This is a genomic window from Terrabacter sp. 2TAF16, assembly GCF_052115065.1.
Taxonomy (GTDB): Bacteria; Actinomycetota; Actinomycetes; order Actinomycetales; family Dermatophilaceae; genus Terrabacter.
In genome coordinates, this window is record NZ_JBFRFZ010000007.1 from 146555 (window position 1) to 170497 (window position 23943).

Here is a 23943-nt window from a genome sequence, read left to right on the forward strand (position 1 = left end):
GACGCCTCCGACGCGGCCGACGCCTCAGCGGGATGCCTGCGTCAGGGCGAGGAACTCCGCCCGCGAGCGTGAGTCGTCCCGGAGGGCGCCGAGCAGGCTCGACGTGATGGTCGTGGTGCCCGGGGCCTGCACGCCGCGCAGCGTCATGCAGAGGTGCTCGGCCTCGACGACCACGCCGACCCCGACCGGGCTGAGCTGGGCGCACAGCCAGTCGGCGACCTGGACGGTCAGTCGCTCCTGCACCTGGGGACGCGACGAGAAGTGCTCGAGCACACGAGCCAGCTTGGACAGACCGAGGATGCGCCCGCCCGGGAGGTAGCCGATGTGCGCGGTCCCGACGAACGGGAGCATGTGGTGCTCGCAGAGGGACCGCACCGGGATGCCCCTCGCGACGATCAGCTCGTCGTAGCCGCCGTCGTTGGGGAACGTCGTCATCTGGAACGGTCGTGGGCTCATCAGCTCGGCGAGCGATGCGGCCATGCGTTCCGGTGTGCGCGCCAGCGACTCGTTGTCCAGGTCGATTCCCAGTGCCTCCAGCATGATTCGGGCTCCGGAGGCCGCGCGCGCCAGGTCCGGCTCGGTGACGGCACCGGTTCCCGCCCAGTGCCTTCGGGCGCGATCACGACGTCCTGCCTGTTCCGGTGACGGACTCATGCGCTCGTTCCTTCCCGGGCGCGGAGCCCGTCATGGTCGTGGAGGGCCAGGACGCCCGCGTCGCCCCGGGGACGGGACGAGGCCGAACGCAACCAACGGCGGGCGCTCTCGTGGGCCCGCGCCACGAGAGCGGTCGTCTGGCTGAAGTCGGCGGGTGAGACCGACAGGGGGCACAGCGGGGGCAGGACGTGCAGCCGCGCACCGCCGTCGTAGCCGCGGACCTGCGCCATGAGCTGGCGGTGCAGCAGCAGGCTCAGCGCCGTCAGGACCGAGCCGAGCGCGGTCGTCGGACCTGCTCCCGCGCACGGGTAGCCGGCGGGCAGCAGATAGATGTCCGTGACGCCGTGCGCCGCCGTGTGGGCCAGCACGTCCAGCTCGCCGATGGCGCCGTCGACGAGGGTCCTGCCCGCACGCACCACGGGTGGGAGCAGTCCCGGGACAGCAGCGCTGGCCCGGACGGCGCTGACGGCTGCACCCGTGCCCATCACGATGCCCTGACCGGTCACGAGATCGGTGGCCGTGACCTCGACCAAGACCCGTGCGTCGTCGAGGTCGTCGTAGCCGAGGTTGCTCTGCAGGAGGCGCTCGAGGCCGGTGCCGGCGAACAGCGACGATTGGGTCCCGCGTGCGGCCCCGAGCCACCGAAGCGGGTCCGGGGCGAAGATGTCCTGGCGACGCATCCGTTGCCAGAGGCCCACGAGGGCCTCCAGTCTGTCCCGCGTGCTCCCGGGTCCGGCGAGGTAGGCCGCGTTGACGGCGCCGACGGACGTGCCGACGAGCAGGTCGGGCTCGATCTTGCAGTCGCGCAGGGCCAGGAGCATCCCGACCTGCACCGCGCCGAGGCTCCCGCCCCCGGTCAGCACGAACGCCGTGCTCATGGTCAGCCCCGCCGGACCGGCCACAGCACGGGGCGCGGGTCGAAGCGAGTGGCGAGCCGCTGCAGGGCGACGGCCGCCGACAGCAGGCCGAGGTCGCGCAGGGCCACGTCGTAGAAGCCGGGGAGGAGCAGCAGGTTGAGGATGATGCCGCCGAGCCACGCGGCCACGACGATGGCGCCGAGACGCGGGTGGAGGGCGACGACGAGGCCGGCCACCACCTCGACGACGCCGACGGCATACATCGCCTGGTGCGGTGTGACCGGCAGCGGCCGGGACAGCACGGGGGCCAGGTACTGGTCCCACTGCACGAGGAGGTTGGTGAACTTGTCGAGACCGAAGACGACCGGGGCGACGACGAAGGCCGCGCGCAGCACGGCATACGCCTGGTAGGTGGGGTCACTCCTGTCCGGACGTGCGGGGTGCTCGACCCGACGGGTGGTGCTGGGACTGCCGATGGTGACCATGCGTGTCCTCCTGGACTGGTGGCTCGGTGCCCTCCGGGCTGCTCCGCGACATCGAGGCGGCCGGGTGGGACGCTGACGGGGTGTTAGTGCGTCCACGCGTCATCGGTCTTACCGCGCTGTCCCCGACCGGTAAGACCGGCGACGCTGCACACCGCCAACAGGGCATGACCCCGCACCAGACCCACACCCCGGCCACCGCGGTCCCCTGCCAGTCCGCCGGACCACCGCTCGACGTCGTCGAGTGGCGCAGGTGCCGGCTACGCGAGGCGGGCTTCCCGGCCCTGCTCGCTCGTGACCTGGCCCGGCAGCGGGTCGACCTGCACGCGCTGCTCGAGCTCGTGGACGCCGGCTGCCCGCCGGATCTCGCGGCACGCATCCTGTCCCCCCTCGACGGCCTCGACGGCCTCGACGGCCCCGATGCGCCGCAGGTGGGCCGATGACCGCCGTGAGCAGGGACGAGCAGCGCTCGAACACCTCGGTGTCGTCACCACCGTCGGATGTCCCGGGCCCGATGGACTGGGTGGCGGCGCTCACCGGTGGAGGACCCGAACAGGCCTCGGCCCTGCGAGAGCTGCATGCGCTGATGCTCCGGGCCGCCGCGCACCAGGTGTGGCGCATGCGTCCCGCGCTGCCCGATCCTTCCCCGTCGGCGGTCGACGTCATCGTCAACCAGGCGGCCGACGAGGCCATGACAGCGCTGCTGGCCAAGCTGCACACCTTCGAGGGGCGGAGCCGCTTCACGACGTGGGCCTTCAAGTTCGCCATCCTCCAGGCGGCGACCGAGGTCCGGCGGCTGCAGTGGCAGCACCGTGAGGTGGAGCTCCGTGACCTCGACGTGCCGAGCGCGCCGCGGCACGAGGACCCCGAGCTGTATGCGGAGGGAAACGACCTCGCGGCGGCCGTGGCCGCTGCGATGCGTGGCGTTCTCACGCCCTACCAGCGGCGCATCGCGATCGCCCTCCTCGTCGACGGCATCCCGATCGACGTTCTTGCCGACCGCCTGGGCACCAACCGAGGAGCCCTCTACAAGACGCTGCACGACCTCCGGGTCCGCCTGCGGACGGAGCTCACCACGAACGGCTACCTGCCCGTCCACCCGGCAAACCCACCGAATCCGGCCCCCTCCGACGCCAGCTCACGCATCTCCCCCACCCCCACGGCAGGCACTCCATGAGCACCACACCTCGCCCCGACTCGGCCGCCCTGACACCACGCAACGTCAGCGCGCTGCTGCAGGACACGACCCCTTGGCTCTCGTGCGACGAGTGCTTCGATCGGGTGGACAGCTACGCCGAGGCGCTGGTGCACGACCCCACCTACCGGGACGAGGCGATGGCCGCCCACCTGCGAGGGTGCGCAGCCTGCGACGAGGAGGCCGAGTCGCTGCTGCGGCTGCTCGACGGCCGGTGAGGCTCGGGCCCAGCACGGCCACCCGGCAGGCGACCACGTCTCGGGTCCGGTGTGGACCCGAGACGTGGTCGCCTGCTGGTGGCTCAGTGCGCCTCACGGGTGAGGCTGAAGCGGGCCGCGACCCCTGAGATGAGCAACGCCCAACCGGTGAGCACGAGGGCAGCAGTCGTCGGGCTCAGCATCCCGTGCGCTGCCGTGCCGACGCTGGTCAGGGCGATGGCAGCCCCCGCGGGGAGCCACTGGGCGACCTCGGGGAGGGCGCTGGCGAGGATGCCGACCTCGATGATCATGACCCAGGTGATCGCCCCGACGATGGCAGCGACCGTGTTGCGGGTCAGTGCCCCGAGTGCGACGCCGACGAGGCCGTAGAGGGCGGAGGCCACCGTGGCGCCGATCCAGAGCTGGGCCACGTCGATCGGCAGCGAGTGCACCCCGCGGGCGCCGTAGATGATCACGGCCTCCGCGTAGGCGATGCCGAAGGTGCCGGCGCCCAGGAGTGCGCCGAGCCCGAGGACGGTGACGGCCTTGGCCGCGAGCACCCGGGCCCGGCGGGGCTCGCCGAGGAAGGTCTGCATGATGGTGCGGTGTCGGTACTCGCCAGCGACGACGAGCACCCCGATGGCCAGCATCACCATCGAGGTGAGCGCCGACACGGAGAGCGTGTGGTTGACGTGGTCCGTCGACCCGAAGGCCGGTCCCCCGGGACTGGGGACGAGTGCGTTGGCGGCGACGGAGGCCATTCCGAGCACGAGGGTGATGCCGAGGCTCACCCACGCAGCGGGGGTGGTGCGAAGCTTGTAGAGCTCAAGGGAGACAAGGGTTCTCATGACCAGACTTCCTGGGTGTCGGTGGAGTGGATGAGGTCGTGGAAGACCGACTCGAGGTCGGTGTCGTCGGTGACGATGTCGCGGACCGGGCCGGCGGCGGCGAGGGTGCCACGGTGGATCACGACGAGGTCGTCAGCGACTGCCGCGACCTCGCTGAGCAGGTGGCTCGACAGGAAGACGGTGCCGCCGGCGTCCGCGAAGGACCGCAGGAAGCGGCGCATCTCGCGGATGCCGTCCGGGTCGAGGCCGTTGAGCGGCTCGTCGAGGACGAGCACTGACGGGTCGCCCACGAGCGCCGAGGCCAGGGCGAGCCGCTGGCGCATGCCGAGCGAGAAGCCACCGACCCGGCGACCGGCCGCGGCCCCGAGACCGAAGCGGTGGAGGAGGTCGTCTGCCGTGTCGGTGGGAACCCCCGCCTGCCTCGCGGTCAGGCGGATGTGGTTGCGGGCAGAGCGGTTCGGGTGGAATCCCTGGTCCAGGACCGCGCCGACGACGCGAGTCGGATGGGGCAGGTCGGCGTAGCGGACGCCGTCGATCGTCGCTTCCCCGCTGGTCGGGTCGGCGAGACCGAGCATGATCCGCATGCTCGTCGTCTTCCCTGCCCCGTTGACGCCGAGGAACGCGGTGACTCGGCCGGGAAGGGCTGTCGCCGTGAAGCCGTCGAGGACGGTGACGGGACCGTAGTGCTTCGTGAGCTGGTGGAACGAGAGTGTTGGCATGGTGCTGAGCTCCTGTGTCGGGCCGGTTTGGCTGAGACCAACGATCCGGCTCCACGGGGTCCTGGGTCGTCGGCCGTGCGGCCGAGCCTCCGCGTGCGCCTGAAGGTGGGGTCATCGGTCGCCCACGAGACGGCATACCTCCCGGGGCGTACGCCCCGAAGCCGATCCCACGGAGGCCCCCGCTCCCTACCCTTCAGGTATGGACACGCGTTGGCGGCGACGCCCGCGGCGGCTGGACCCACGGGTCGCCGACGCTCTCGTCGCGCTCGGCCTCTTCGTCCTGCTCGTCCTGTCGTTCGGCGTGGCCGTCCGCGCAGGGCAGCGGCCGGTGGACGCGTGGGCCTGGGTGCTGGGCATCCTCATGACGGCGCCGTACGCCGTGCACCGCCGAGCCCCGTGGCTCGCCCTCACCGTGACGCTCGTGGCCCTCGTGGCCTTCTCGCTGCTGCACTACGCCCCCTACCCCGGGGTCAGCGCCTTCGCTCTGCTGTTCGGACTCGCGCTGCACGGTCGACGCCGCGACTCGCTCCTGGCGCTCGGCGCGACCGTGGGGGCCTTCTGTCTGGCCATCGCCGCCCAACCCGCAGGCGTGGTCTCCCCGAGCGACGTCATCTCGACCCTGCTCGCGACAGCGGTCGCGTGGCTGGCCGGCGACAACCTGCGCCAGCGACGCCTCCGGTGGGCGGCGATCGAAGAGCGAGCCCGCCTGCTCGAGCGCGAGCGGGAGGACCGGGACCGCGCGGCCGTGACGGCGGAGCGGCTTCGGATCGCCCGCGAGCTGCACGACGTCGTGGCTCATTCGATGTCGGTGATCGCGGTCCAGGCGGGTGTCGGGAGCCACGTCATCGCCACGGACCCGACGGCAGCTCGAGACGCCCTGGCGGTCATCGAGTCGACCAGCCGTGGTGCGCTCACCGAGATGCGTCGGATGCTCGGGGTGCTCCGCCAGGACGGTGAGACCGCGATGCACCCCATGCCCGGGCTCGCCGACATCCCTCGGCTCGTGGCCGAGACGCGCCGGACCGGTGTCGGGGTCACCGTCAGCTCGACCGGCGACGGGGCGAGCCTGCCCGCCGGCCTGGACCTCGCGGCATACCGCGTCGTGCAGGAGGCGCTGACGAACGTCCTCAAGCACGGCGGACCCGTCGCTCACGTCCACATCGCCTGCTCAGAGGAGACGGTCGACCTCGAGGTGCTCGACGAGGGACCAGCCAGGCGTCCGCGCCGTGGGGACGTCCCGGAGTCGGACGTCGGTGTCGCCCCGGGCGCCGGCCAGGGACTGGTGGGCATGCGGGAGCGGGTGGAGCTCTACGGCGGGAGCTTCGAGGCCGGCCCGAGGCCCGGAGGCGGGTTCCGGGTGCACGCCACGCTGCCGTATGCGGTGCAGACGCCGTGAGTGCGCCGGTGCGCGTCGTCGTGGTGGACGACCAGGCCCTCGTGCGAGGAGCGTTCTGCGTGCTGGTGGGCTCCGCGCCCGACCTCGAGGTCGTGGGTGAGGGCGAGAACGGCGCCGAGGCGGTCGCGCTCGCGCGCGAGCTCGAGCCGGACGTCGTGCTCATGGACATCCGGATGCCGGTGATGGACGGACTCGCGGCGACAGGCGCCATCGCCGCCCTCGGCCTGTCCACACGCGTGCTCGTCCTGACGACCTTCGACCTCGACGAGTACGTCTTCGGAGCCCTGCGCGCGGGAGCCAGCGGCTTCCTGCTGAAGGACACGCCGCCGGCCCAGCTGCTCGACGGGATCCGAGTCATCGCGCGTGGTGAGTCGCTGCTGGCGCCCACGGTGACGCGCCTGCTCATCGAGGAGTTCGTCCGGCGAGAGCCGGCCGACGTGGTCGGACGACCCGACCCGCCCGCGACCCTGGACGCGCTGACGGAGCGCGAGCGGGAGGTTCTCCTGCTCGTCGCCAGGGGCCTGTCCAACCACGAGATCGGCACCGAGCTCTTCGTGACCCCGGCGACGGCCAAGACCCACGTGAGCCGGCTCCTCATGAAGCTCGGAGCCCGAGACCGCACCCAGCTCGTCGTGATGGCCTACGAGAGCGGGCTCGTGGAGCCGCACGCCCCCTGAACCCGGCCCCACGCCAGCCACGGCTCCGGTAGCCATGCCGGGTCAGGCCATGTCATCGAGGCAGGCCGACCGACATCGTCATGCCCGACGGAGTGGTCAGTCCCGGGAGCGCATTCGGGGCGGACAACAGCAGCAGGCCGAGGACGAGCAGGAGCGCGGCCGTCGCGTACGTGACGACGCGCCGCCACGGGAGCAGCTTCTCGAGGGCGATGATGCCCGCCACGAGAGCCATCCACGTGAGGCTCATGACACCCAGCGCGAAGAGGGAAGCCATCAGCGCCCAGCAGCATCCGACACACCAGGCCCCGTTGCGAACTCCCATCCTCAGGGCCCCGCTCAAGCCACCGCGCCACGAGCCCAGAAGCGCACCAAGGGGGCTGCGGCACGCGCCGAGACACACGTCCTTGAGGGGGGTGAGCTCGTACACGGCGGCGACCACCAGAGTGACGCCCGCGACGGTCCGCCCGGCGTTGTCCCACGCGAGCGCATCCCCGAAGATGGCACCGACGATCACCCCGATGGCGTACGCGATGACCCCCGCGACGGCCCAGGTCAGCAGGTACCCCGCGGCGAACATCCAGGGTGACAGCGGCGCACTGGTCCTGGTGAGACGGGAGTACAAGGCGACCGTGGGTGCCACGGAAGGCAACATCATCGCCGCCATCATGACCACCCAGATGCCCAGGAACCAGCCGAGGCTGCCCAGACTCGTCCACGGTCCGGCATCCATCCCGCGCATCTCACGCGCAGTCAGCAGCCAGCCGAGCGCGGCGAGGGCGAAGAGCGCGACAACCAGACCCATGCGCGTGCGCATCGCGGCGATCGCCGGACCCGGACCCGCCGCGTCACCCCCCGGCTCGGCCGGCGCGCGCATCGAGGTCAGGCGGCCCAGGCGAACGTGGAGGTCGACAGGCCCGTCTTGCCCTCGTACGAGATCCCGAACGCGTTGATGCGGGTGCGGCGTGCCTCGGCCATCGTCAGGTCGGAACCGACCGGGTGGAACATTCCGTGGAAACGCACCGGCTCTCCTGTCTCGACGCCGAACGGGACGATGTCCTCGATCTCGAAGTCGATCGAGTCCCCCACCCGCACACGGTGCAGCAGCCCGTCGTCCGAGATGTCGATGGTGGCGCGCTCGACCCCCACGACCTCCCCCACCAAGGGCGCCAGAGCACCCATCGGCCCACCCAGCTGGCCGCCGAAGACCTTGACCAGCTGGTCGAACTGCTCGTCGCTGGCGTCATCATCGACGTAGACCCCGAGCCGCCAGTTGCCCTGGGTCATCACCTTCGGGGTGTCGGCGATCAGCACGACCCTCCGCCCGCTGATGTCAGTGCCCTCGACCTGGCCCTCGCTGATGGAGAAGGCGAGGGTCACCCGACAGAAGTCGTAGGTTGCGCCGTGATCGAGGGAGAGGTTGCACGGACACATCAGCTCGCACGAACAGGTCTCCACGTAGCTACCGGTCAGATTCCACGCCATCGTCGAACCCCTTCCTCGTGCCCTCCAGTTTTTCCCCAACGGCGATGCGCGTCAACGAAACTGAGGGGCCACTTCCCCGTTCGGCGCGATCTGCTGCGCCCCCACCAGCCCGACGTGTCCCCGGGGAGGTCCGGGGCCTGCGTCCCCGTGACCTTGTTTGGGAGACTTCGACTCGTTTGTCGCCGGCGGCCGGCGGCGACGGGCCGCGGCAGGTGCTCCGGATCCGTGTACGACGGACTGGACCCGGGCTCCCGGTTCAGTTCCGGCTGCGCTTGCCGCTCGATTTGCTGAACAGCCGCGGCCCGGCCTCCAAGGAGGCCGGGCCGGGGTCGCTGGCCGCTCGTGGTCGGACCAGCTACGTCAGCTGCACCATCAGCTGCAGCCGCTGGTGCTTCCGCAACCCTCGCAGACGTAGCAGGAGCCGGCCGGGCGCATCTTCGTGCCGCACGTCATGCAGATCGGCGCGTCGGCGGTGATGCCGCCGAACTTCTCGAGCAGCTCGGCCGAGCTGTGCACGTCGCTGGAGATCTCGCGGGCGGAGGCAGCGCCCGCACCGGACTTCACCTCGGCGGCCGCGGCCGGAGACTCGGCGTGGGCCTCCTCGGCCTTGTGCTCGGCCTTCTTGGAGACCGGGGCCGACTGCTGGAGCGACTCGAGCTCGTCCTCGAGGTCCTCGTCGGACTCGTCGGACTCGAGGGCCTCGTAGGAGCCGGTCTCGACCTGGCGCGCCCGCTCCGACGCCGTGTGGATGCCCATGAAGGAGCGGGTGTCGAAGTCGAGGTAGTCCAGCGCGAGGCGGCGGAAGACGTAGTCCATGATCGACTGCGCCATGCGCACGTCCGGGTCGTCCGTCAGGCCGGCCGGCTCGAAGCGGAGGTTCGTGAACTTCTCCACGAACGTCTCGAGCGGCACGCCGTACTGGAGACCGATGGACACGGCGATCGAGAAGGCGTCCATCACGCCGGCCAGGGTGGAGCCCTGCTTGCCGAACTTGAGGAAGATCTCGCCGAGCTGCTGGTCGTCGTACGTGCCGGCCGTGAGGTAGCCCTCGGCCCCACCGACGGCGAACGACGTCGTCTGCGAGGTGCGGCGCTTGGGCAGGCGGCGACGGACCGGGCGGTACTCGATGACCTTCTCGACCTTGACCTCGGCGGCAGCAGCCTCGGCGGCGGCCTTGTTGTCCTTGGCCGTCGAGCCACCGTCGGACAGCGGCTGACCGACCTTGCAGTTGTCGCGGTAGATGGCGAGCGCCTTGATGCCGAGCTTCCAGCCCTGCATGTAGACGTCCTGGATCTCCTCGACCGTCGCCGTCTCCGGCAGGTTGACCGTCTTGGAGATGGCACCGGAGAGGAACGGCTGCGTCGCGGCCATCATGCGCACGTGGCCCATGGCCGAGATCGAGCGCGCACCCATGGCGGTGTCGAAGACCTCGTAGTGCTCGGGCTTGAGGCCGGGGGCGTCGATGACGTGACCCTTGTCGGCGATGTACTCGACGATCGCCTCGACCGTCTCGCCGGTGTAGCCCATCTTGCGCAGCGCCCGCGGGATCGTCAGGTTGACGATCTGCATCGAGCCGCCACCGACGAGCTTCTTGAACTTCACGAGCGAGAAGTCCGGCTCGATGCCGGTCGTGTCGCAGTCCATCATGAAGCCGATGGTGCCGGTCGGGGCCAGCACCGACGCCTGGGCGTTGCGGTAGCCGTGCTTCTCACCGAGCTTGACGACGTCGTCCCACGCCTTCGTCGCGAGCTTGTGGACGTCGGAGTCCATCGCGTCGAGCGTCTTGATGTTGTCGTTGGCGGCCTGGTGCTTGCGCATGACCCGCTTGTGGGCGTCCGCGTTGCGGGCGTAGCCGGCGTAGGCGCCGACGACCGAGGCCATCTCGGCGGAACGCTTGTAGGCGGCACCCGTGAGCAGCGAGGTGATTGAGGCGGCGAGCGCGCGGCCACCCTCGGAGTCGTAGCCGTGGCCGGTTGCCATGAGGAGCGCACCGAGGTTGGCGTAGCCGATGCCGAGCTGGCGGTAGTTGCGCGTCGTCTCGCCGATCGGCTCGGTCGGGAAGTCCGCGAAGCAGATCGAGATGTCCATCGCCGTGATGACGAGCTCGACGACCTTCTGGAAGGTGACGGCGTCGAACGTGTCGTCGTCGCGCAGGAACTTCAGCAGGTTGAGCGAGGCGAGGTTGCACGAGCTGTTGTCGAGCGACATGTACTCGGAGCACGGGTTTGACGCGGTGATGCGGCCCGTCTCGGGGTTGGTGTGCCACGCGTTGATCGTGTCGTCGTACTGGATGCCCGGGTCGGCGCACTCCCACGCGGCCTTGGCGATCTTGCCGAAGAGCTCACGGGCGTCGACGGTGTCGATGACGGAGCCGTCGCTGCGCGAGCGCAGCCCGAACTCCGTGCCGTCCTCGACAGCCTTCATGAACTCGTCGTTGACGCGGACCGAGTTGTTGGCGTTCTGGTACTGGACGGAGACGATGTCCTTGCCGCCGAGGTCCATGTCGAAGCCGGCGTCGCGCAGGGCGCGGATCTTGTCCTCCTCGCGCGCCTTCGTCTCGACGAACTCCTCGATGTCGGGGTGGTCGACGTCGAGGACGACCATCTTGGCCGCACGACGCGTCGCGCCGCCCGACTTGATGGTGCCGGCGGACGCGTCGGCGCCGCGCATGAAGGAGACGGGACCGGAGGCCGTGCCCCCGGAGGAGAGCAGCTCCTTGGAGGAGCGGATGCGGGAGAGGTTGAGGCCGGCGCCGGAGCCGCCCTGGAAGATCTTCCCCTCCTCCTTGTACCAGTTGAGGATCGAGTCCATCGAGTCGTCGACGGCGAGGATGAAGCAGGCCGAGACCTGCTGCGGGCTCTTGGTGCCGACGTTGAACCACACGGGCGAGTTGAACGAGAAGACCTGGTGCAGCAGGGCGTGGGTCAGCTCGTGCTCGAAGATCTCGGCGTCGTCGGGCGAGGCGAAGTAGCCGTTGCTCTTGCCGGCGGCGACGTAGGTCAGCACGACGCGGTCGATGAGCTGCTTGAGCGAGACCTCACGGGCGGCGGTGCCGACGGCGCCGCGGAAGTACTTGGTGGTGACGATGGTGCTGGCGTTGACCGACCAGAAGTCGGGGAACTCGACCCCGCGCTGCTCGAAGATCGTCTCGCCCGTCTTCCAGTTCTGCTGGACGACGTCGCGCTTCTCCCACGTGACCTCGTCGTACGGGTGCACACCGGGCGTGGTGTAGATGCGCTCGATCTTGACGCCCTTGGCGCCTGCCTTCGAGCGTGAGCTGCGGTTACCGATCTCCGTCATGTCGTGCGGCCTCCCTGACCGAATCTGCTGCTGGTTTCAAGTGTTGCGTGGGGCACCGACAGGGCGGGTGTCCCGGACGTGCTGTGGAGGGTGGTTACCGCTGGACGTCGAGCCGGGACGGAGCCGTGGGCTCCTCCCCCAGCGCGTCGTGCTCGGCTCGAAGGAGCGCGATGGCTCCCTCGAAGTCCTCGAGGCTCTCCCAGGCCTGGTAGACGCTGGCGAACCTGAGGTACGCGACCTCGTCGAGCTCGCGGAGCGGTTCGAGGACGGCCATGCCGACCTCGTGCGCCTCGATCTCGGCGTTTCCCTGCGACCGGATCGCCTCCTCGACCTTCTGGGCGAGAAGGGCCAGGTCGTCCTCGCTGACGGGCCGCCCCTGGCATGACTTGCGCACGCCTGAGAGGACCTTGGCCCGGCTGAACGGCTCGGAGGCCCCCGACCGCTTGATCACGTTGAGGCTCGAGGTCTCGAGCGTCGTGAAGCGGCGGTTGCACTCGGGGCACTGGCGCCGACGCCTGATGCAGGCGCCGTCGTCGGTGGTGCGCGAGTCGATGACCCGCGAGTCGGTGTGGCGACAGAACGGACAGTGCACGTCTGGTCACCTTCCCTTCCCCGAGACCCAGTCGTTCAACGGTTCCAAGCCGTCCCGTATGCCGTCCCGAGCCCGTCCCAACCCCCGCCCAGTGTTCGTGGGACCGGTCGGGGCTGGGGATGGATCTGGGGATGACGTGGGGATGACCTGTGCGTAACCCCCGTTTGCCTGGGGACTACATGTGGACGTCTTACATCTGTGTAACTACTAGATGTAGGGGTAACTGTAGGCATGGTGTGACCCCGATCGCAAGCACGTGAGCGAGGTCCGGCGCGGCGCGTCCCTGACCTGCACAAACGTCAATCCAGTCCCAGGCGTCCCGGCGTGTCGCGAAGCATCCATCCCCAACATCTAGGGGTGGCCCGCGCCACCCACTCCCCCATCTACGGGTCCACGAGGGTATGCCGCCCGGCCGCGACCGCGACGATCGGGCCCCTCCGGGCACCCGGGCCGTCAGAGCCGGCCCGGTGCGCGGGGTCGGGTGGCGCCGCCGGTCATCGGGCCGCGGCCTCGCCGAGCTGCACCTCGAGCTGGCGCACGCGGGTGACGAGCCCCTTCAGCAGCAGGACGGCGGTGTGCGGGTGCTGGTCGATGAGGTCGGTGAACGCGGCGGGCGAGAGCCGGAAGGCACTGAGTCCCTCGGGGCCACTCGTGACCGTGGCCGTGCGCCCCGACCCGTCGATGAGCGACATCTCACCGAAGTAGTCACCCTTCGACAGCGAGCCGACTCCTCGGCCGTCGACGTCGACGTCGGCCGTCCCCTCGAGCAGCATCACCATGCCGGCGCCGCGGTCGCCCTGCTTGACGACGGGGACGCCGGGGCCCACCTTCACCGTGGATCCGCGCGCGATCACCTCTTCGACGAGTTCGTCGGGCAGCTCGCAGAAGAGCTCGACAGCGCAGAGCGAGTCCTTCAGGCTCATGAAGTGCCTCCCACCTCGTGGCCCACTCGCGGGCCGGCCCTTCGACGGTAGCCCTCCTCGGAGCGCGCGGGTAGGCATTCGACGAAGACGAGGAGGGACGTTCCGGGGGCCGTGCACGCGCCCGTCGCTCAGCGCAGCCGCGCGATGCGGGCTGGGTCGCGAACCACAGGCAGAGCACCGACATCGGCGGTGCCTCACCGATCAGGGACGGGTCGGTGGCGGGTGGGGACGCCCCGACCCTCGCCGGCCCGGGGCCGGCCCTCACGGCTTCACCGGTCCGCTCGGGAAGACGCGCGCCGAGACCCGGACCGGCAGACGCTCGGCGTCAGGGTGGACCTCCACGTCGGCGCGGCACTCGTCGCTCTCGACGACGAGCGCAGTGAGCCGACGGCTCAGCTCGCCCATCTGGTCGACAGTGGCGGTTGCCCGGGTCTCGGTCGCCACCGACGCGTGCCGCACCTCGGCCGGTGCCGACTCGCCCTCCGCGAGCCACGGCTGGACCGCGCGCACGTGGTGCCGAAGTTCTCGGCCTCGGCCGTCGAGGCGATCCGCCGCGCGACGGTCCCCTCGCCGTTGTCGGTCGTGTCCCACGAGAGCTGTCCGGGACGACTGCGCCACCAGCTCTCCCGGGCCAGCTCGGGCGCCGGCTCGACGAAGCCGTAACGGTGCAGCGTGCCGAGGTGGTGGCTCACCGATCCGACCGCCAGGCCGGTGCGCCGTGCCAGCTGACCGGCGGTGGCGGGGCCCTCGACGGCCAGCAGCTCGCACAGCCAGCGGCGGGTCGGATGGTGGAAGGCGGTGAGCACGTCGAGCAGGGCGTTCCCCGTCTCGCTGCCGAGCGTGTCGGTGGAGGCGGGACGTGACGCGTCAGGCCCGGGTGCTTGCCCCGCACGCCGTCATGACAGAGTCTTCCTATCGTGACAAACCGGACATCATCAGCGGACGTCCTCGACCCGGCCCAGCGACGCGAGGACGCGCTGGCGGGCTATGACGTGCTCGGCAACGCTCCCGAGCGCGAGCTGCAGGCCCTCGTCGACATCGCGGCGCAGGTGTGCGCCGTCCCCCGGGCTGCGATCAACCTCATCACCGCGACCCACCAGCAGCAGATCGCCACCACCGGCTTCGCCGCCGCCATCTGTGCCCGCGACGACTCGATGTGCGCAGCAGTGCTCGAGCACACCGACCGCGTCGTCGTGCCCGATGCCAGCCTCGACGCCCGGTTCCGCGAGAACCCTTTCGTGACGGGCATCCTCGGGACCGTCCGTTTCTATGCGTCAGCGCCACTGACCACGCCGGACGGCGTCATCATCGGTCGCCTGTGCGTCTTCGACTCCCAGCCACGCGCGCTCGACGAAGCACAGGAGGAGGCCCTCGTCGCCATCGCCGAGCGCGTCGTCGACGTCCTCGAGCTGCGCCTGCGCACCCGCGAGCTGGAGGACTCGCTCGCGGCCCTCACCGAGACGAGGGACGAGCTCCACCGGTCGAACGAGGCCCTGTCGGTCTTCGCCGGACAGGTGAGCCACGACCTGCGCACGCCGCTCACCGCGATCATGGCGAGCACCGAGATGCTCGGTCAGCAGCCCGCGGTCGCCGAGGACGAGTGGTCCGAACGCCTCGTCGCCACGGCCTTTCGCTCCGCCACGCGGATGGCCGGGATGATCGAGCAGATCCTCGCCCACGCCCGCGTCGGAGCCGAGCTGCACCGCAGCGACACCGACCTCGACGACGTGCTCTCCTCGGTGCTCGAGGACCTCGACCCGACGCTCACCGCCCGGTCGGCGACCGTAACGACAGGGGCGCTGCCGACCCTGCCCGCAGACGGGCAGCAGCTCTACTCGGTGCTGCTCAACCTCGTGTCCAACGCGGTGAAGTACGCCCGCCCCGGCGTCGCGCCCGTCGTCGAGATCTCGGCGGTGCGGATCGACGGCTCGTGGCGTCTCTCGGTGCGCGACAACGGGATCGGCATCTCGGCCGCCGACCGTGAGCGGGTCTTCGGCCTCTTCAACCGCGTCGAGACGTCCGTCGACGGCAGCGGCATCGGCCTGGCCACGGTCAAGCGCATCATCGAGGCCCACGGTGGGTCGATCGGGATCAGCTCGGTGGACGGTCCGGGGACGGACGTGTGGTTCGAGCTGCCGGCCGAGCTCCCCCGTCAGGACGAGCACGACGGTCCCCGCCGCGACTGACCGGACGTCGCGCCCGTGCGAGGACGACGAGCGCGACGACGAACGCTGTCGGTGCCCTGACATCCATGAGCAGCACCTGCACGACCGTGGCGACGTAGGCCCCGAGGGCGGAACCGTCGTCGAGAGCGTCCCCGACGGAGAAGGCTCCTGAGCTCTCGGCGCTCACGAGCAGGGCCGCTCCGGCGACGGTCGCCGCCTCGGCCAGAGCCGCGAAGGCGGCCCACCGCAACCGCGGTACGACGGACCCGGTCGTCCACGTCGGGCACGTCAGGCGCGTCGGGCCTGTCGGGCGCGTCGGAAGGAGGGGACCGCCCGTGTCGTCGACCTCCACGCCTGCGTCGACGAGTGGTTGCATCCCGGGCCGGGACAGCGCCACCGCCAGGACGACGCCGAAGGCGACGACGCCCAGCAGCGCGCTGGGTGACAACGCGTCCAGGGCACCGTCGCCGGCAGCCGTCCCGCCGTCGGTGATCCAGCCGACCGCGACGTAGGGCAGCGCCTGGAGCACCGCGAGCCACCCACACGCCCACGCGACGAGGCGGTCGCGTCGGGCGGACCCGACCAGACCGTCGAACGGACGGGTCGGGCCGTCGTCGAACGAGGTCACGGGACGAGCCTCGGCCAGCGCAGGGGGTCGGTCCCAAGGCTCGGTCCGGTCGTCGTGCACGCCCTCTCGTCGACGCCCTGGAAGACCCGCAGGTCGGGACGACCGGCCGCCACTGCGACGAGGTTGCGCGCACTGTCGGTGCCGGCCCGGAGGTAGTCGGAGTGACCGGCGGAGGTGCGACGGACGTCGACGAAGTCCGATCGCGGGTGGAGCCAGTGGTTGCAGCCGGTCCCGGTCTGCTTGAGCGCGAAGGTCGAGAGCCGGCTCGCGCCCACGACGTCCGCCGGCGCCGTGCCGTGCACCATCCAGCCGTAGGCGAACACGTCGTCCCCGACCGCGCCGAGGACGTTGAGGGAGCCGGGTTTGAGGGCGGTGTGCGCCACGTCCGAGAACGGCAGGCCGGGCGCACCGAAGACGGCGACATCGTCGATCGCACTCGTGCGGAGCGAGGCCTGGCCGGCGAGAGTGCCGCCGTAGGAGTGGGCCCAGACCGTCTGGTGAGCCGGACGGTGACGGGAGGCCTCGACACCGGTCACGAAGTCGGCCAGCGCGCCGGCGTTGTCGCGGGCGAGCTTGCCGTTGAGGACGTTCCGGTCGACCGACGTGACGATCTCGTGGACCTGCGGCGCGTCGTAGCCCATCCACGTCACGAGTGCGACGTCCTCACCACGCGCCACCGCCTTGGCCTCCGAACGCATCCGCACGAAGGTGTCGTCGTAGCGCCGGAGATCGGCCCCGACCATGGTCGACAGGCCGCCGACGAACGTGACGACGTGCTCGGCCCGGTCGACGTCGCCGATCGCGACGACCGCCTTGACGTCGGGTCCGTTCGCGTCGACGAGGAGCAGACGTCGGGGTCCACCGTCGCGACGCCCGAGCACGTCGCGCACCGCCTGCAGGGCCGCCACGTGCTCGGCCGAACGGGTGCGCTCGGCGGCATTGCTCGCAGACGCCGCCCGCTGCGCCTCCTGCTCGCGGGTCCAGGCAGCCTGCTCCGCTCGGCCGAGCAGGACGAGGTTGGCCTCGTGGCGAGCGGCGGCCGGCACCCCGTCGCGAGGACCCACCCAGTCCGGACGCTCACGGATGGCGCGGCGTCGCTCCTCGTCGGTCAGGGACCGCCACCAGGCGGCGGAGGCGAACACCTGACCGCCGACCCCGGCACTCGTCGAGGGCCCCGCCGGCGGAGGTGGCAGCTGCGGGTCCAGCTGCCCGGCAGTCCCCGGAGACGCCGTCGCGCCACGGGCAGCGGTCAGCAGCCCTCTCCACAGCTCGTCGTCGGTCTGGCTCGCGGCCTGTCGGGCCCGCGCCAGACAGGCGTGCACCTCGACCCTCAACAGCTCGTCGAGCCGTGCCCGGTGCGCCTCGCCTGCAGGGTCACCGAGCGACGCGCGGACGGGAAGGAAGAGCCGACCCTCGCCGTCGACCCAGGCGCCCTCGTCGGCGGCTCGACGGTCGGCGCGACCGACGAGCTCGAGCGCCGACTGCAGACGTGCCGCGGCGTGCCCGACCGCGTGACCGGTCACCGCGATGCTCCCCGCGAGCCGTCCGAGGCCGGCGACGACGAGGCCGTAGCGGTCGGCGGCCGCCGAGGAGGCCGCGCCCGACCAGCGCGGCGCGGCGGCGCGACGCCACAGCACGAGCTCCGCGAGTCCGAGGACCCGGAGGCGGTGCTCCTCGAGGCGCCGGCCCACCTCGAGCAGGGACTGCGGCCGGCAGGCCCGGACATCGGCGACGGTCATGGTCAGCGGAGCACCGGCACCCGCCACACCAGGTCTCATCGGGTGCCGCCGGATGACGACGACCGCAGGGCCTGCCGAGACGCGTGCTCGACGGCGTCATAGGTGTCGGCGGCCGTGGCGAGGCAGCGGCCCAGCTCGCGCAGCTCCCAGCGGGTCCCGGCCAGCCGCGCCTCCCACGCCGCAGCGACCTGGCCGAGGCCGCCGGCGACACGACCACCGGGGATCGCCCCACCGAGTGGCCGCAGCTCGTCGGCGATCCTCAGCCGCCGCACCCGCGCCAGCACCTCGCCGACCGAGGCGGCGTCCTCGCGCAGCGCGTCGGTGTCCACGTCGTAGCGCATCCCCTGCTCCCTTCCGAGGACAGCCACGCTAGGCAAGGCGCCCGAGGACTCGAGCCCGTCATCCACAGGGGTCGGGAACGGCAGCTGCGGGCACAGCAGGACGCCGCACCCCGGTCAGGGATGCGGCGTCCGGGGCAGGAACGGCGGGGTCGAAGCGCCGCTACCGCCAGCCGCTGAAGGTGGAGCCAACGCGGCGGATCGGAAGGGCCGGGACGGGCGCAGCCGGACACACGGCATACGTCCTCGGCCGGCCCAGGAGGCCCCGGGTCAGCGACCCGGGACGACGAGCTGCTGGCCGGCGTGGACCGAGCTGGTGCTGAGCGCGTTGGCGATCTGCAACTCGACGACACCCTCGGCCGTGGTGAGCTCAGGCAGCTCGCGGGCGGCGATGCCCGACAGGGTCTGGCCGGACCGGACCGTGATCGTGCGCGGCTCGCCCGTGGCCGACGCGAGCTGACCGGCGAGTCCGACGCCGAGGAGGGAGACGACGCCCGCGACGAGGAGCGTCACGACGAGGCGACCGAAACGCGTCAGGCGCATCGGCGGCCTCGCGGCACGCGCCGCACGAGCGGCCTCCGGCCCGGTGGGGACGAGGACGAGACGGGGCCGACCGGTCGGCTGCGACCGCGCGGGCTCCTCGGTGTGCGGCTGACGAACGGCCTCGAGGACGATGGCGCTCATGGTGACCTCCCCTTGCTCCTGATCTGGCGAACACGTGTTCGATAGAACGTCTGTACGAGTTGTAGCACGTATGTTCGATGAAGTCGAGACACGCATCGAACAGGTGTTTGGCAACTGTGTTCGAACTGCGTAGTCTTTCCTCACACCACAGACCTCACCAGCCACCACTGACACTGGCCCCACACCCAGCGTCACGACGCGGACTGACGAGCCGACGAAGGGGACACCATGGGCGTGACCGAGCTTCCCGATCGCGAGACCGGCGACGGTCTCACCGTCCGCCAGCGGCGGGTGCTCGAGGTCATCCGCAACTCCGTCGACCGGCGCGGCTACCCGCCGAGCATGCGCGAGATCGGCGACGCCGTCGGCCTCGCCAGCCCTTCGAGCGTCTCCCACCAGCTCAACGCCCTCGTCGCCAAGGGCTACCTGCGACGCGACCCGAACCGGCCGCGGGCCCTCGAGGTCGTCTCTCCCGACGCGAAGGCCGAGGAGCTCGGCTACCGCGGAGGCGACCCGACCGTGCCACGTCCACGGGGCGACCACTACGACACCGAGACCGACTCGGGCGACGCGCGCCCCGAGGCCTCCTATGTCCCGGTGCTCGGCCAGATCGCCGCCGGCGTGCCGATCACGGCCGAGGAGGTCGTCGAGGACGTCTTCCCGCTGCCCAAGCAGCTCGTGGGCGAGGGCGATCTCTTCCTGCTCAAGGTCACCGGCGACTCGATGGTCGAGGCCGCCATCTGCGACGGCGACTGGGTCGTCGTGCGCCAGCAGCAGCACGCCGAGAACGGCGACGTCGTGGCCGCGATGCTCGACAACGAGGCGACGGTCAAGACGTTCAAGCGCACCGACGGGCACGTGTGGCTCATGCCGCACAACCCTGACTTCTCGCCCATCGACGGCGACCACGCGACGATCCTCGGCAAGGTCACGGCGGTCCTGCGCCGGCTCTGACGACGCGCCGCTCCCCCACCCGACGACGGATGCCGTCGGCGCCCCTCGCGCCGGCGGCATCGTCGCGTCCGGGAGGCGTATCGGACGCGACGGCGCGAGACTCTGACTCGTGAGTCCTGCGAAGGAGACCGCCATGGCACCCGGCCGCACCCGCGACGTCGTCTTCACCTACCGCTACCTGCGCGGCGCAATGATCGCCCTGCTCCTCATGCTGCTCCTCTCGGTGGGCTACCAGTGGTGGTGGGAGACCGACCACTCGTGCTGGCTCGGCTCGATCAGCGCGTACTACTACACGCCGGCGCGGACCGTCTTCGTCGGCTCGCTGTGCGCGCTCGGGGCCAGCCTCATCGCCTACAAGGGGCACTCGCCCGAGGAGGACGTGCTGCTCAACTTCTCGGGCTTCATGGCCTTCGTCGTCGCCATGGTCCCGACGGTGCCGGACGGGCGGTGCGGGCCGAACGCGTACACCCAGACCCCGGCCGAGATCGCCGCGGCCGTGCGCAACAACATCTGGTCTCTCGTCGTCGTCGCCGTCCTCGCGGCCCTCGTGGCCGCCTGGCTCAAGCGCGGCGCGATGACGCGCGACCCGTCCGACCGGCCTACGGTGCGCTCGATGGTCGTCTCGGCCGTCTGCGGTCTGGTGCTGCTCGCGGAGCTCACCCTCTTCCTCGTGCTGCGCGACCGGTTCATCGCGCTGAGCCACGGCATCGCCGCGGGCACCATGGTGGCCGGGGTGATCGCCGTCATGGTCTTCAGCGCCCTGCGCGCCGAGGAGCGCCACCAAGGCACCACCGGTGGCACCGGCGCGAGCGGAACGCTCTACAAGCGCATCTACATCGCGATCGCGGTCGCCCTGGCCTTCGCCCTGGGGGCGACGGTGCTGACGGCCCTGACGGTGCGCGGCTTCGACCACCTGATCCTCATCGCCGAGGTCATCATCATCGTGCTCTTCGCCGCCTACTGGGGCGTGCAGACCAAGGAGCTGTGGGACCTGCGCGAGGCCGATGGCGCCGAGGCGCGTTCGGCTCGGTCCGTGGCCGAATAGCCTTCAGGACAGCGGCGGTTCGTCACCGAGAGCACCGAGCCACCACGTGCCGGCGTCGCCGTGCTCGACCGCCTCCTCCGGCGTCAGGGTCGCGGTGACCCGGAGCCACGACTCGGCGCGCCCGAGCCGCCCGAGCCGCAGCGCGGACGGCAGGGCCGAGCGCAGTGCAGCGACCGGGACGACGTCGCCCCAGACCTCGAGCGCGGCGTCCGCCACCCGCCTCAGCCGAGGGTCGTCCGGGGTGGCGCCGAAGCGGTGGAGCAGCACGTTGAGCGGGACGAAGAGCGCGGACAGCGGGTGGGCGAGCACGGCGTCACCGAAGTCGAAGAAGCGCATCCCGTGCGCCGTCGCGAAGACGTTGCTGGCGTGGAGGTCGTTGTGCACGAGGCTCTCCCGCAGGCCGAGACTCCCCACGTCGTCGGCCCACGCCGTGACCGCCGGCAGCAGCGCACGCAACCGGTGCGCGACGTCGTCGGCCATGCGGCGCGGGTCGTCCGGGGCCAGGGCCGTCAGGGACGCGACCCTCGCCTCGACGTAGGCCGCCGACTCGGCCGGAGGCAGGGCCGTGATGCCCGCGCCGAGGAGGTCCGCCTCGTGGCCGACGAGCTCGCGCTGGAGGTGCATCGCCTCGGCGGCGACCCGGCACCAGGCGTCGACGTCGTCGTCAGCGACCGTCAGGGCGAAGACCGGTCCTTGGTCGGGCACGAGGTGCAGGCCGCGCTCGACGTCGGCCGCGACGACCGGGACGACCCGGTGCGGCGACAGGCGGTCGAGCACGACGAGCAGGGCCGCTTCGAACGACTGGTGCGCGCAGTTCTGCTTGGCCCAGTAGGTGGCGCCGTCGGATGTGACACCGCGCCACACCGTCGACCAGGGGCGTTGGTGCACCGCGTCGAGCGACACGAGGTCGATGCCGAGACCGCCCAGGACTCCACCGACCCACTCGCGCAGCTCGGCCTCGAACGCGCCGGACGTCCAGCGGACGGACGGGCCGTCCCCGGACTCCGGGAGGGCGGCATACCAAGGCAGTTCAGTGCCCGAGGGCATCGCGCAGCTCCGTCAGCGTCGGGCCGAGAGGCGCGTGGAGGCGCAGCGTCGCCTCGGCGTCGCCGCGCGTCGCCGACCGCGTGACGATCGCGACGGGCACGTCGCGCTGGTGCGCGCGACGGACGAAGCGGTAGCCGCTCATGACCGACAGCGACGACCCGAGCACGAGGACGGCGCCGGCACCCTCGACGAGCGAGAAGCACTGCTCCACGAGCGCCTTGGGCACCGACTCACCGAAGAAGACGACGTCGGGCTTGACGGTGTCGTGGCCGCAGACGAGGCAGCGCGGGGCGTGGAAGGACTCGACGAGCGCGTCGGCGAGCACGATGTCACCGTCGGGCCGCACCTGCTCACCCCACTGCGAGCCCACCACGTGCGCCGCCTCCTCGAAGCGGTCCATGAAGCCGGGGTTGGCCTCGGTCATCCTCTCGTGCAGACCGATTCGCGAGGTGTACTCGCCGCACGTGAGACAGACAGCACGGTCGAGGGACCCGTGCAGCTCGATGACGTCCGTAGCCCCCGCAGCCTGGTGCAGGCCGTCGACGTTCTGGGTGATGATCGGCCCGACGTAGCCCGCACGTTGCAGGTCGGTGACGACGCGGTGCCCCTCGTTGGGGGCGGCGGCATTGAAGCGCTGCCAGCCGATGTAGCTGCGGGCCCAGTAACGCCGACGGGCCTCGCTCGACCCCGCGAACTCGCCGTACGTCATCGGCTCGACCCGACGGGTCCCGTCGGGCCCGCGGTAGTCGGGGATGCCCGACTCGGTCGAGAGCCCCGCACCGGAGAGCACGACGACGCCGCCGCCACTGACGAGGTCGACGAGGTCGTCGAAGGTGCCGAGGTCGTGCGTCTGGAGCGGCAGGGTGCGCGAGGTGGAGAGCCGGGTCGTCGCCGGGGTGACCGCGGCGGCCGTCGACTGCGGGGGTATGCCGTTCGGCTGCTGCACCCGGCAAGCCTACGTGCCGCTCCGGCACCATTCTCGACCGATCGGCTACAGCAGGATTCCATAATCATCGGTTATGATGAGGACATGATCGATGCTGCCGGCCTGCGGGTCATGAAGGCCATTGCCGACGAGGGAAGCTTCACGAGCGCTGCCAACGCGCTGGGCTTCACGCAACCGGCCATCTCGCAGATGGTCCGCCGGCTCGAGCAGCGCACCGGGACCGTCCTCGTCGAGCGCTACGGCCGCCAGGTCCGCCTCACCGAGGCCGGTCAGGTACTCGCCCGACACGCGGTCGGCGTCCTCGCCGCCCTCGACGCGGCCGAGGAGGAGATCACCGCGATCGCCGGCCTGCGCGCCGGACGGGTTCGCCTCCAGGCCTTCCCCAGCTCGTCTGCCACGCTGGTGCCCCGGACGCTCGCCATCCTCAAGGCCCGCCACCCCGACATCACCGTCACCTTCACCGAGGCCGAGCCGCCGGAGTCGCTCGCGGCCCTGCGCAACGGCGACTGCGACGTCGCGGTCGCCTTCGCCTACGAGGGTGGCGACCTCGGTGAGCTCGAGGAGGACCTCTCGCTCCTCGTGACCCGCCGGCTCATGGACGACGAGGTGCGTCTCGTCGTCCCCGGCACACACCCGCACGCCGGCGACGCGGCCGCCTCCCTCGCCGACTTCTCGGGCGAGGAGTGGATCGCCGGCTGCCCCCGCTGTCGCGGCCACCTCCTGTCGCTCGCCGACACCGCCGGCTTCCGGCCCAACGTGGCGTTCGAGACCGAGGACTACGTCGCCCAGCTCGGGCTCGTCACGGCCGGGCTGGGCGTGGCCCTCGTGCCCGACCTCATCCTCAACGCCGCCAAGCACGACGAGGTCGCGACCCTGCCGCTCTCCCCCGCGTCGCGCCGCCAGATCCTCGCCGTGACGACTCCCGACCTGCAGCGCGTGCCTGCCGTCGCCGCTGCCCTCGACGCACTGTGCGAGGCCGCCGGCGCCGACCCGAAGGCCTCCACCGCCGAGCTCGTCGGCGCCAAGACCTGACGGGTGGCTCGCCGCGCGAGGGCGCGCCACGGGCGCTCGGCCC

At 71.2% G+C, this 23943-nt stretch carries 27 protein-coding genes; 9 read left to right on the forward strand and 18 right to left on the reverse strand.

Annotated features, from left to right (window positions below; all coding sequences use genetic code 11):
* Positions 1 to 24 precede the first annotated feature (24 nt).
* Genes folE through AB4Z14_RS12670 form a run of 3 tightly spaced genes read right to left on the reverse strand, consistent with a single transcriptional unit; the run spans position 25 to position 1996 of the window.
* Entirely contained in the window at positions 25 to 654 is a 630-nt protein-coding gene (gene folE, locus AB4Z14_RS12660) for a GTP cyclohydrolase I (RefSeq protein ID WP_442275493.1), read from the reverse strand.
* A complete protein-coding gene (locus tag AB4Z14_RS12665; protein WP_442275494.1) occupies positions 651 to 1532 on the reverse strand; it encodes a patatin-like phospholipase family protein in 882 nt (293 codons plus the stop codon). Before AB4Z14_RS12665 ends, folE begins: the two co-directional genes overlap by 4 nt.
* A 2-nt stretch (positions 1533 to 1534) precedes the next feature.
* Entirely contained in the window at positions 1535 to 1996 is a 462-nt protein-coding gene (locus AB4Z14_RS12670) for a hypothetical protein (protein ID WP_442275495.1), read from the reverse strand.
* A 2-nt stretch (positions 1997 to 1998) separates the two neighbouring features.
* Here AB4Z14_RS12670 and AB4Z14_RS12675 point away from each other — a divergent pair, with 2 nt between their 5' ends.
* The 3 genes from AB4Z14_RS12675 to AB4Z14_RS12685 are packed head-to-tail and all read left to right on the forward strand — an operon-like array spanning position 1999 to position 3406.
* Positions 1999 to 2436 carry a hypothetical protein gene (locus AB4Z14_RS12675; RefSeq protein WP_442275496.1) on the forward strand — a complete coding sequence of 146 codons (438 nt, stop codon included), beginning with the start codon at positions 1999 to 2001 and terminating at the stop codon, positions 2434 to 2436.
* Positions 2433 to 3170, forward strand: a complete 738-nt coding sequence (locus AB4Z14_RS12680; RefSeq protein WP_442275497.1) for an RNA polymerase sigma factor — start codon at positions 2433 to 2435, stop codon at positions 3168 to 3170. Before AB4Z14_RS12675 ends, AB4Z14_RS12680 begins: the two co-directional genes overlap by 4 nt.
* Positions 3167 to 3406, forward strand: a complete 240-nt coding sequence (locus tag AB4Z14_RS12685) for a hypothetical protein (RefSeq protein ID WP_442275498.1) — start codon at positions 3167 to 3169, stop codon at positions 3404 to 3406. The genes AB4Z14_RS12680 and AB4Z14_RS12685 overlap by 4 nt, the downstream gene beginning before the upstream one ends.
* Positions 3407 to 3489: 83 nt before the next feature.
* Here AB4Z14_RS12685 and AB4Z14_RS12690 read toward each other — a convergent pair whose 3' ends face one another.
* Together AB4Z14_RS12690 and AB4Z14_RS12695 are read right to left on the reverse strand one after the other, a co-directional pair.
* The gene (locus AB4Z14_RS12690; protein WP_082623021.1) at positions 3490 to 4233 is read right to left on the reverse strand and encodes an ABC transporter permease; all 744 of its coding nucleotides are present in this window, start codon (positions 4231 to 4233) and stop codon (positions 3490 to 3492) included.
* The gene (locus tag AB4Z14_RS12695; RefSeq protein ID WP_056776077.1) at positions 4230 to 4952 is read right to left on the reverse strand and encodes an ABC transporter ATP-binding protein; all 723 of its coding nucleotides are present in this window, start codon (positions 4950 to 4952) and stop codon (positions 4230 to 4232) included. Before AB4Z14_RS12695 ends, AB4Z14_RS12690 begins: the two co-directional genes overlap by 4 nt.
* Positions 4953 to 5151: 199 nt before the next feature.
* Between AB4Z14_RS12695 and AB4Z14_RS12700 the strand changes: the two genes are divergently transcribed.
* Together AB4Z14_RS12700 and AB4Z14_RS12705 are read left to right on the forward strand one after the other, a co-directional pair.
* Positions 5152 to 6348 (forward strand): sensor histidine kinase, encoded by a 1197-nt coding sequence (locus tag AB4Z14_RS12700; RefSeq protein WP_442275499.1) that lies wholly within the window; start codon positions 5152 to 5154, stop codon positions 6346 to 6348.
* An 8-nt stretch (positions 6349 to 6356) separates the two neighbouring features.
* A complete protein-coding gene (locus tag AB4Z14_RS12705; protein WP_442275500.1) occupies positions 6357 to 7025 on the forward strand; it encodes a response regulator in 669 nt (222 codons plus the stop codon).
* Between the two features lie 52 nt (positions 7026 to 7077).
* Here the strand turns inward: AB4Z14_RS12705 and AB4Z14_RS12710 are convergent, their stop codons facing one another.
* The 7 genes from AB4Z14_RS12710 to AB4Z14_RS12740 all read right to left on the reverse strand — a co-directional run bounded on the left by AB4Z14_RS12710 (position 7078) and on the right by AB4Z14_RS12740 (position 14128).
* The gene (locus AB4Z14_RS12710) at positions 7078 to 7827 is read right to left on the reverse strand and encodes a DUF2182 domain-containing protein (RefSeq protein ID WP_442275501.1); all 750 of its coding nucleotides are present in this window, start codon (positions 7825 to 7827) and stop codon (positions 7078 to 7080) included.
* Between the two features lie 77 nt (positions 7828 to 7904).
* Positions 7905 to 8507: a DUF1326 domain-containing protein gene (locus tag AB4Z14_RS12715; RefSeq protein WP_442275502.1), complete on the reverse strand. Its 603-nt coding sequence runs from the start codon at positions 8505 to 8507 to the stop codon at positions 7905 to 7907.
* Positions 8508 to 8879: 372 nt separating this feature from the next.
* On the reverse strand, positions 8880 to 11807 hold the full coding sequence (locus AB4Z14_RS12720) for a vitamin B12-dependent ribonucleotide reductase (protein WP_442275503.1): 2928 nt from the start codon (positions 11805 to 11807) through the stop codon (positions 8880 to 8882).
* Between the two features lie 94 nt (positions 11808 to 11901).
* Positions 11902 to 12399 (reverse strand): transcriptional regulator NrdR, encoded by a 498-nt coding sequence (nrdR, locus tag AB4Z14_RS12725; protein ID WP_056776057.1) that lies wholly within the window; start codon positions 12397 to 12399, stop codon positions 11902 to 11904.
* Between the two features lie 494 nt (positions 12400 to 12893).
* A complete protein-coding gene (locus AB4Z14_RS12730; RefSeq protein ID WP_442275504.1) occupies positions 12894 to 13322 on the reverse strand; it encodes a Crp/Fnr family transcriptional regulator in 429 nt (142 codons plus the stop codon).
* Positions 13323 to 13583: 261 nt separating this feature from the next.
* Positions 13584 to 13727, reverse strand: coding sequence for a hypothetical protein (locus AB4Z14_RS12735; RefSeq protein WP_442275505.1), 144 nt, complete (start codon positions 13725 to 13727; stop codon positions 13584 to 13586).
* The gene (locus AB4Z14_RS12740; RefSeq protein ID WP_442275506.1) at positions 13715 to 14128 is read right to left on the reverse strand and encodes an ArsR/SmtB family transcription factor; all 414 of its coding nucleotides are present in this window, start codon (positions 14126 to 14128) and stop codon (positions 13715 to 13717) included. The genes AB4Z14_RS12735 and AB4Z14_RS12740 overlap by 13 nt, the downstream gene beginning before the upstream one ends.
* A 111-nt stretch (positions 14129 to 14239) precedes the next feature.
* Here AB4Z14_RS12740 and AB4Z14_RS12745 point away from each other — a divergent pair, with 111 nt between their 5' ends.
* Complete coding sequence (locus tag AB4Z14_RS12745) at positions 14240 to 15508, forward strand: sensor histidine kinase (RefSeq protein ID WP_442275507.1); 1269 nt, start codon at positions 14240 to 14242, stop codon at positions 15506 to 15508.
* Here AB4Z14_RS12745 and AB4Z14_RS12750 read toward each other — a convergent pair.
* The 4 genes from AB4Z14_RS12750 to AB4Z14_RS12765 form a co-directional block, all read right to left on the reverse strand.
* Positions 15414 to 16115 carry a hypothetical protein gene (locus AB4Z14_RS12750; protein WP_442275508.1) on the reverse strand — a complete coding sequence of 234 codons (702 nt, stop codon included), beginning with the start codon at positions 16113 to 16115 and terminating at the stop codon, positions 15414 to 15416. The genes AB4Z14_RS12745 and AB4Z14_RS12750 overlap by 95 nt on opposite strands.
* Complete coding sequence (locus AB4Z14_RS12755) at positions 16112 to 17854, reverse strand: alpha/beta hydrolase (RefSeq protein WP_442275509.1); 1743 nt, start codon at positions 17852 to 17854, stop codon at positions 16112 to 16114. The genes AB4Z14_RS12750 and AB4Z14_RS12755 overlap by 4 nt, the downstream gene beginning before the upstream one ends.
* 35 nt (positions 17855 to 17889) lie before the next feature.
* Positions 17890 to 18195: a hypothetical protein gene (locus AB4Z14_RS12760; protein ID WP_442275510.1), complete on the reverse strand. Its 306-nt coding sequence runs from the start codon at positions 18193 to 18195 to the stop codon at positions 17890 to 17892.
* A 267-nt stretch (positions 18196 to 18462) separates the two neighbouring features.
* The gene (locus tag AB4Z14_RS12765) at positions 18463 to 18876 is read right to left on the reverse strand and encodes a LysM peptidoglycan-binding domain-containing protein (protein ID WP_442275511.1); all 414 of its coding nucleotides are present in this window, start codon (positions 18874 to 18876) and stop codon (positions 18463 to 18465) included.
* A gap of 228 nt (positions 18877 to 19104) precedes the next feature.
* On the opposite strand from AB4Z14_RS12765, the gene lexA reads away from it, so the two are divergent.
* Positions 19105 to 19830: a transcriptional repressor LexA gene (gene lexA, locus AB4Z14_RS12770; RefSeq protein WP_256795411.1), complete on the forward strand. Its 726-nt coding sequence runs from the start codon at positions 19105 to 19107 to the stop codon at positions 19828 to 19830.
* A 109-nt stretch (positions 19831 to 19939) separates the two neighbouring features.
* Positions 19940 to 20875: a hypothetical protein gene (locus tag AB4Z14_RS12775; protein ID WP_442275512.1), complete on the forward strand. Its 936-nt coding sequence runs from the start codon at positions 19940 to 19942 to the stop codon at positions 20873 to 20875.
* Between the two features lie 3 nt (positions 20876 to 20878).
* Here AB4Z14_RS12775 and AB4Z14_RS12780 read toward each other — a convergent pair whose 3' ends face one another.
* A complete protein-coding gene (locus tag AB4Z14_RS12780; RefSeq protein ID WP_442275513.1) occupies positions 20879 to 21922 on the reverse strand; it encodes a phosphotransferase in 1044 nt (347 codons plus the stop codon).
* Positions 21906 to 22868 (reverse strand): Sir2 family NAD-dependent protein deacetylase, encoded by a 963-nt coding sequence (locus AB4Z14_RS12785; RefSeq protein ID WP_442275514.1) that lies wholly within the window; start codon positions 22866 to 22868, stop codon positions 21906 to 21908. Before AB4Z14_RS12785 ends, AB4Z14_RS12780 begins: the two co-directional genes overlap by 17 nt.
* Before the next feature lie 84 nt (positions 22869 to 22952).
* On the opposite strand from AB4Z14_RS12785, the gene AB4Z14_RS12790 reads away from it, so the two are divergent.
* Entirely contained in the window at positions 22953 to 23900 is a 948-nt protein-coding gene (locus AB4Z14_RS12790) for a LysR family transcriptional regulator (protein ID WP_442275515.1), read from the forward strand.
* Positions 23901 to 23943 lie beyond the last annotated feature (43 nt).

Bases quoted from the DNA above. Each gene is read 5' to 3' on its own strand.
- folE (WP_442275493.1), bottom strand. From the start codon at position 654: ATGAGTCCGTCACCGGAACAGGCAGGACGTCGTGATCGCGCCCGAAGG.
- AB4Z14_RS12665 (WP_442275494.1), bottom strand. From the start codon at position 1,532: ATGAGCACGGCGTTCGTGCTGACCGGGGGCGGGAGCCTCGGCGCGGTG.
- AB4Z14_RS12670 (WP_442275495.1), bottom strand. From the start codon at position 1,996: ATGGTCACCATCGGCAGTCCCAGCACCACCCGTCGGGTCGAGCACCCC.
- AB4Z14_RS12680 (WP_442275497.1), top strand. From the start codon at position 2,433: ATGACCGCCGTGAGCAGGGACGAGCAGCGCTCGAACACCTCGGTGTCG.
- AB4Z14_RS12685 (WP_442275498.1), top strand. From the start codon at position 3,167: ATGAGCACCACACCTCGCCCCGACTCGGCCGCCCTGACACCACGCAAC.
- AB4Z14_RS12690 (WP_082623021.1), bottom strand. From the start codon at position 4,233: ATGAGAACCCTTGTCTCCCTTGAGCTCTACAAGCTTCGCACCACCCCC.
- AB4Z14_RS12695 (WP_056776077.1), bottom strand. From the start codon at position 4,952: ATGCCAACACTCTCGTTCCACCAGCTCACGAAGCACTACGGTCCCGTC.
- AB4Z14_RS12700 (WP_442275499.1), top strand. From the start codon at position 5,152: ATGGACACGCGTTGGCGGCGACGCCCGCGGCGGCTGGACCCACGGGTC.
- AB4Z14_RS12710 (WP_442275501.1), bottom strand. From the start codon at position 7,827: ATGGGTCTGGTTGTCGCGCTCTTCGCCCTCGCCGCGCTCGGCTGGCTG.
- AB4Z14_RS12715 (WP_442275502.1), bottom strand. From the start codon at position 8,507: ATGGCGTGGAATCTGACCGGTAGCTACGTGGAGACCTGTTCGTGCGAG.
- AB4Z14_RS12720 (WP_442275503.1), bottom strand. From the start codon at position 11,807: ATGACGGAGATCGGTAACCGCAGCTCACGCTCGAAGGCAGGCGCCAAG.
- AB4Z14_RS12730 (WP_442275504.1), bottom strand. From the start codon at position 13,322: ATGAGCCTGAAGGACTCGCTCTGCGCTGTCGAGCTCTTCTGCGAGCTG.
- AB4Z14_RS12735 (WP_442275505.1), bottom strand. From the start codon at position 13,727: ATGGGCGAGCTGAGCCGTCGGCTCACTGCGCTCGTCGTCGAGAGCGAC.
- AB4Z14_RS12755 (WP_442275509.1), bottom strand. From the start codon at position 17,854: ATGACCGTCGCCGATGTCCGGGCCTGCCGGCCGCAGTCCCTGCTCGAG.
- AB4Z14_RS12760 (WP_442275510.1), bottom strand. From the start codon at position 18,195: ATGCGCTACGACGTGGACACCGACGCGCTGCGCGAGGACGCCGCCTCG.
- AB4Z14_RS12765 (WP_442275511.1), bottom strand. From the start codon at position 18,876: ATGAGCGCCATCGTCCTCGAGGCCGTTCGTCAGCCGCACACCGAGGAG.
- lexA (WP_256795411.1), top strand. From the start codon at position 19,105: ATGGGCGTGACCGAGCTTCCCGATCGCGAGACCGGCGACGGTCTCACC.
- AB4Z14_RS12780 (WP_442275513.1), bottom strand. From the start codon at position 21,922: ATGCCCTCGGGCACTGAACTGCCTTGGTATGCCGCCCTCCCGGAGTCC.
- AB4Z14_RS12790 (WP_442275515.1), top strand. From the start codon at position 22,953: ATGATCGATGCTGCCGGCCTGCGGGTCATGAAGGCCATTGCCGACGAG.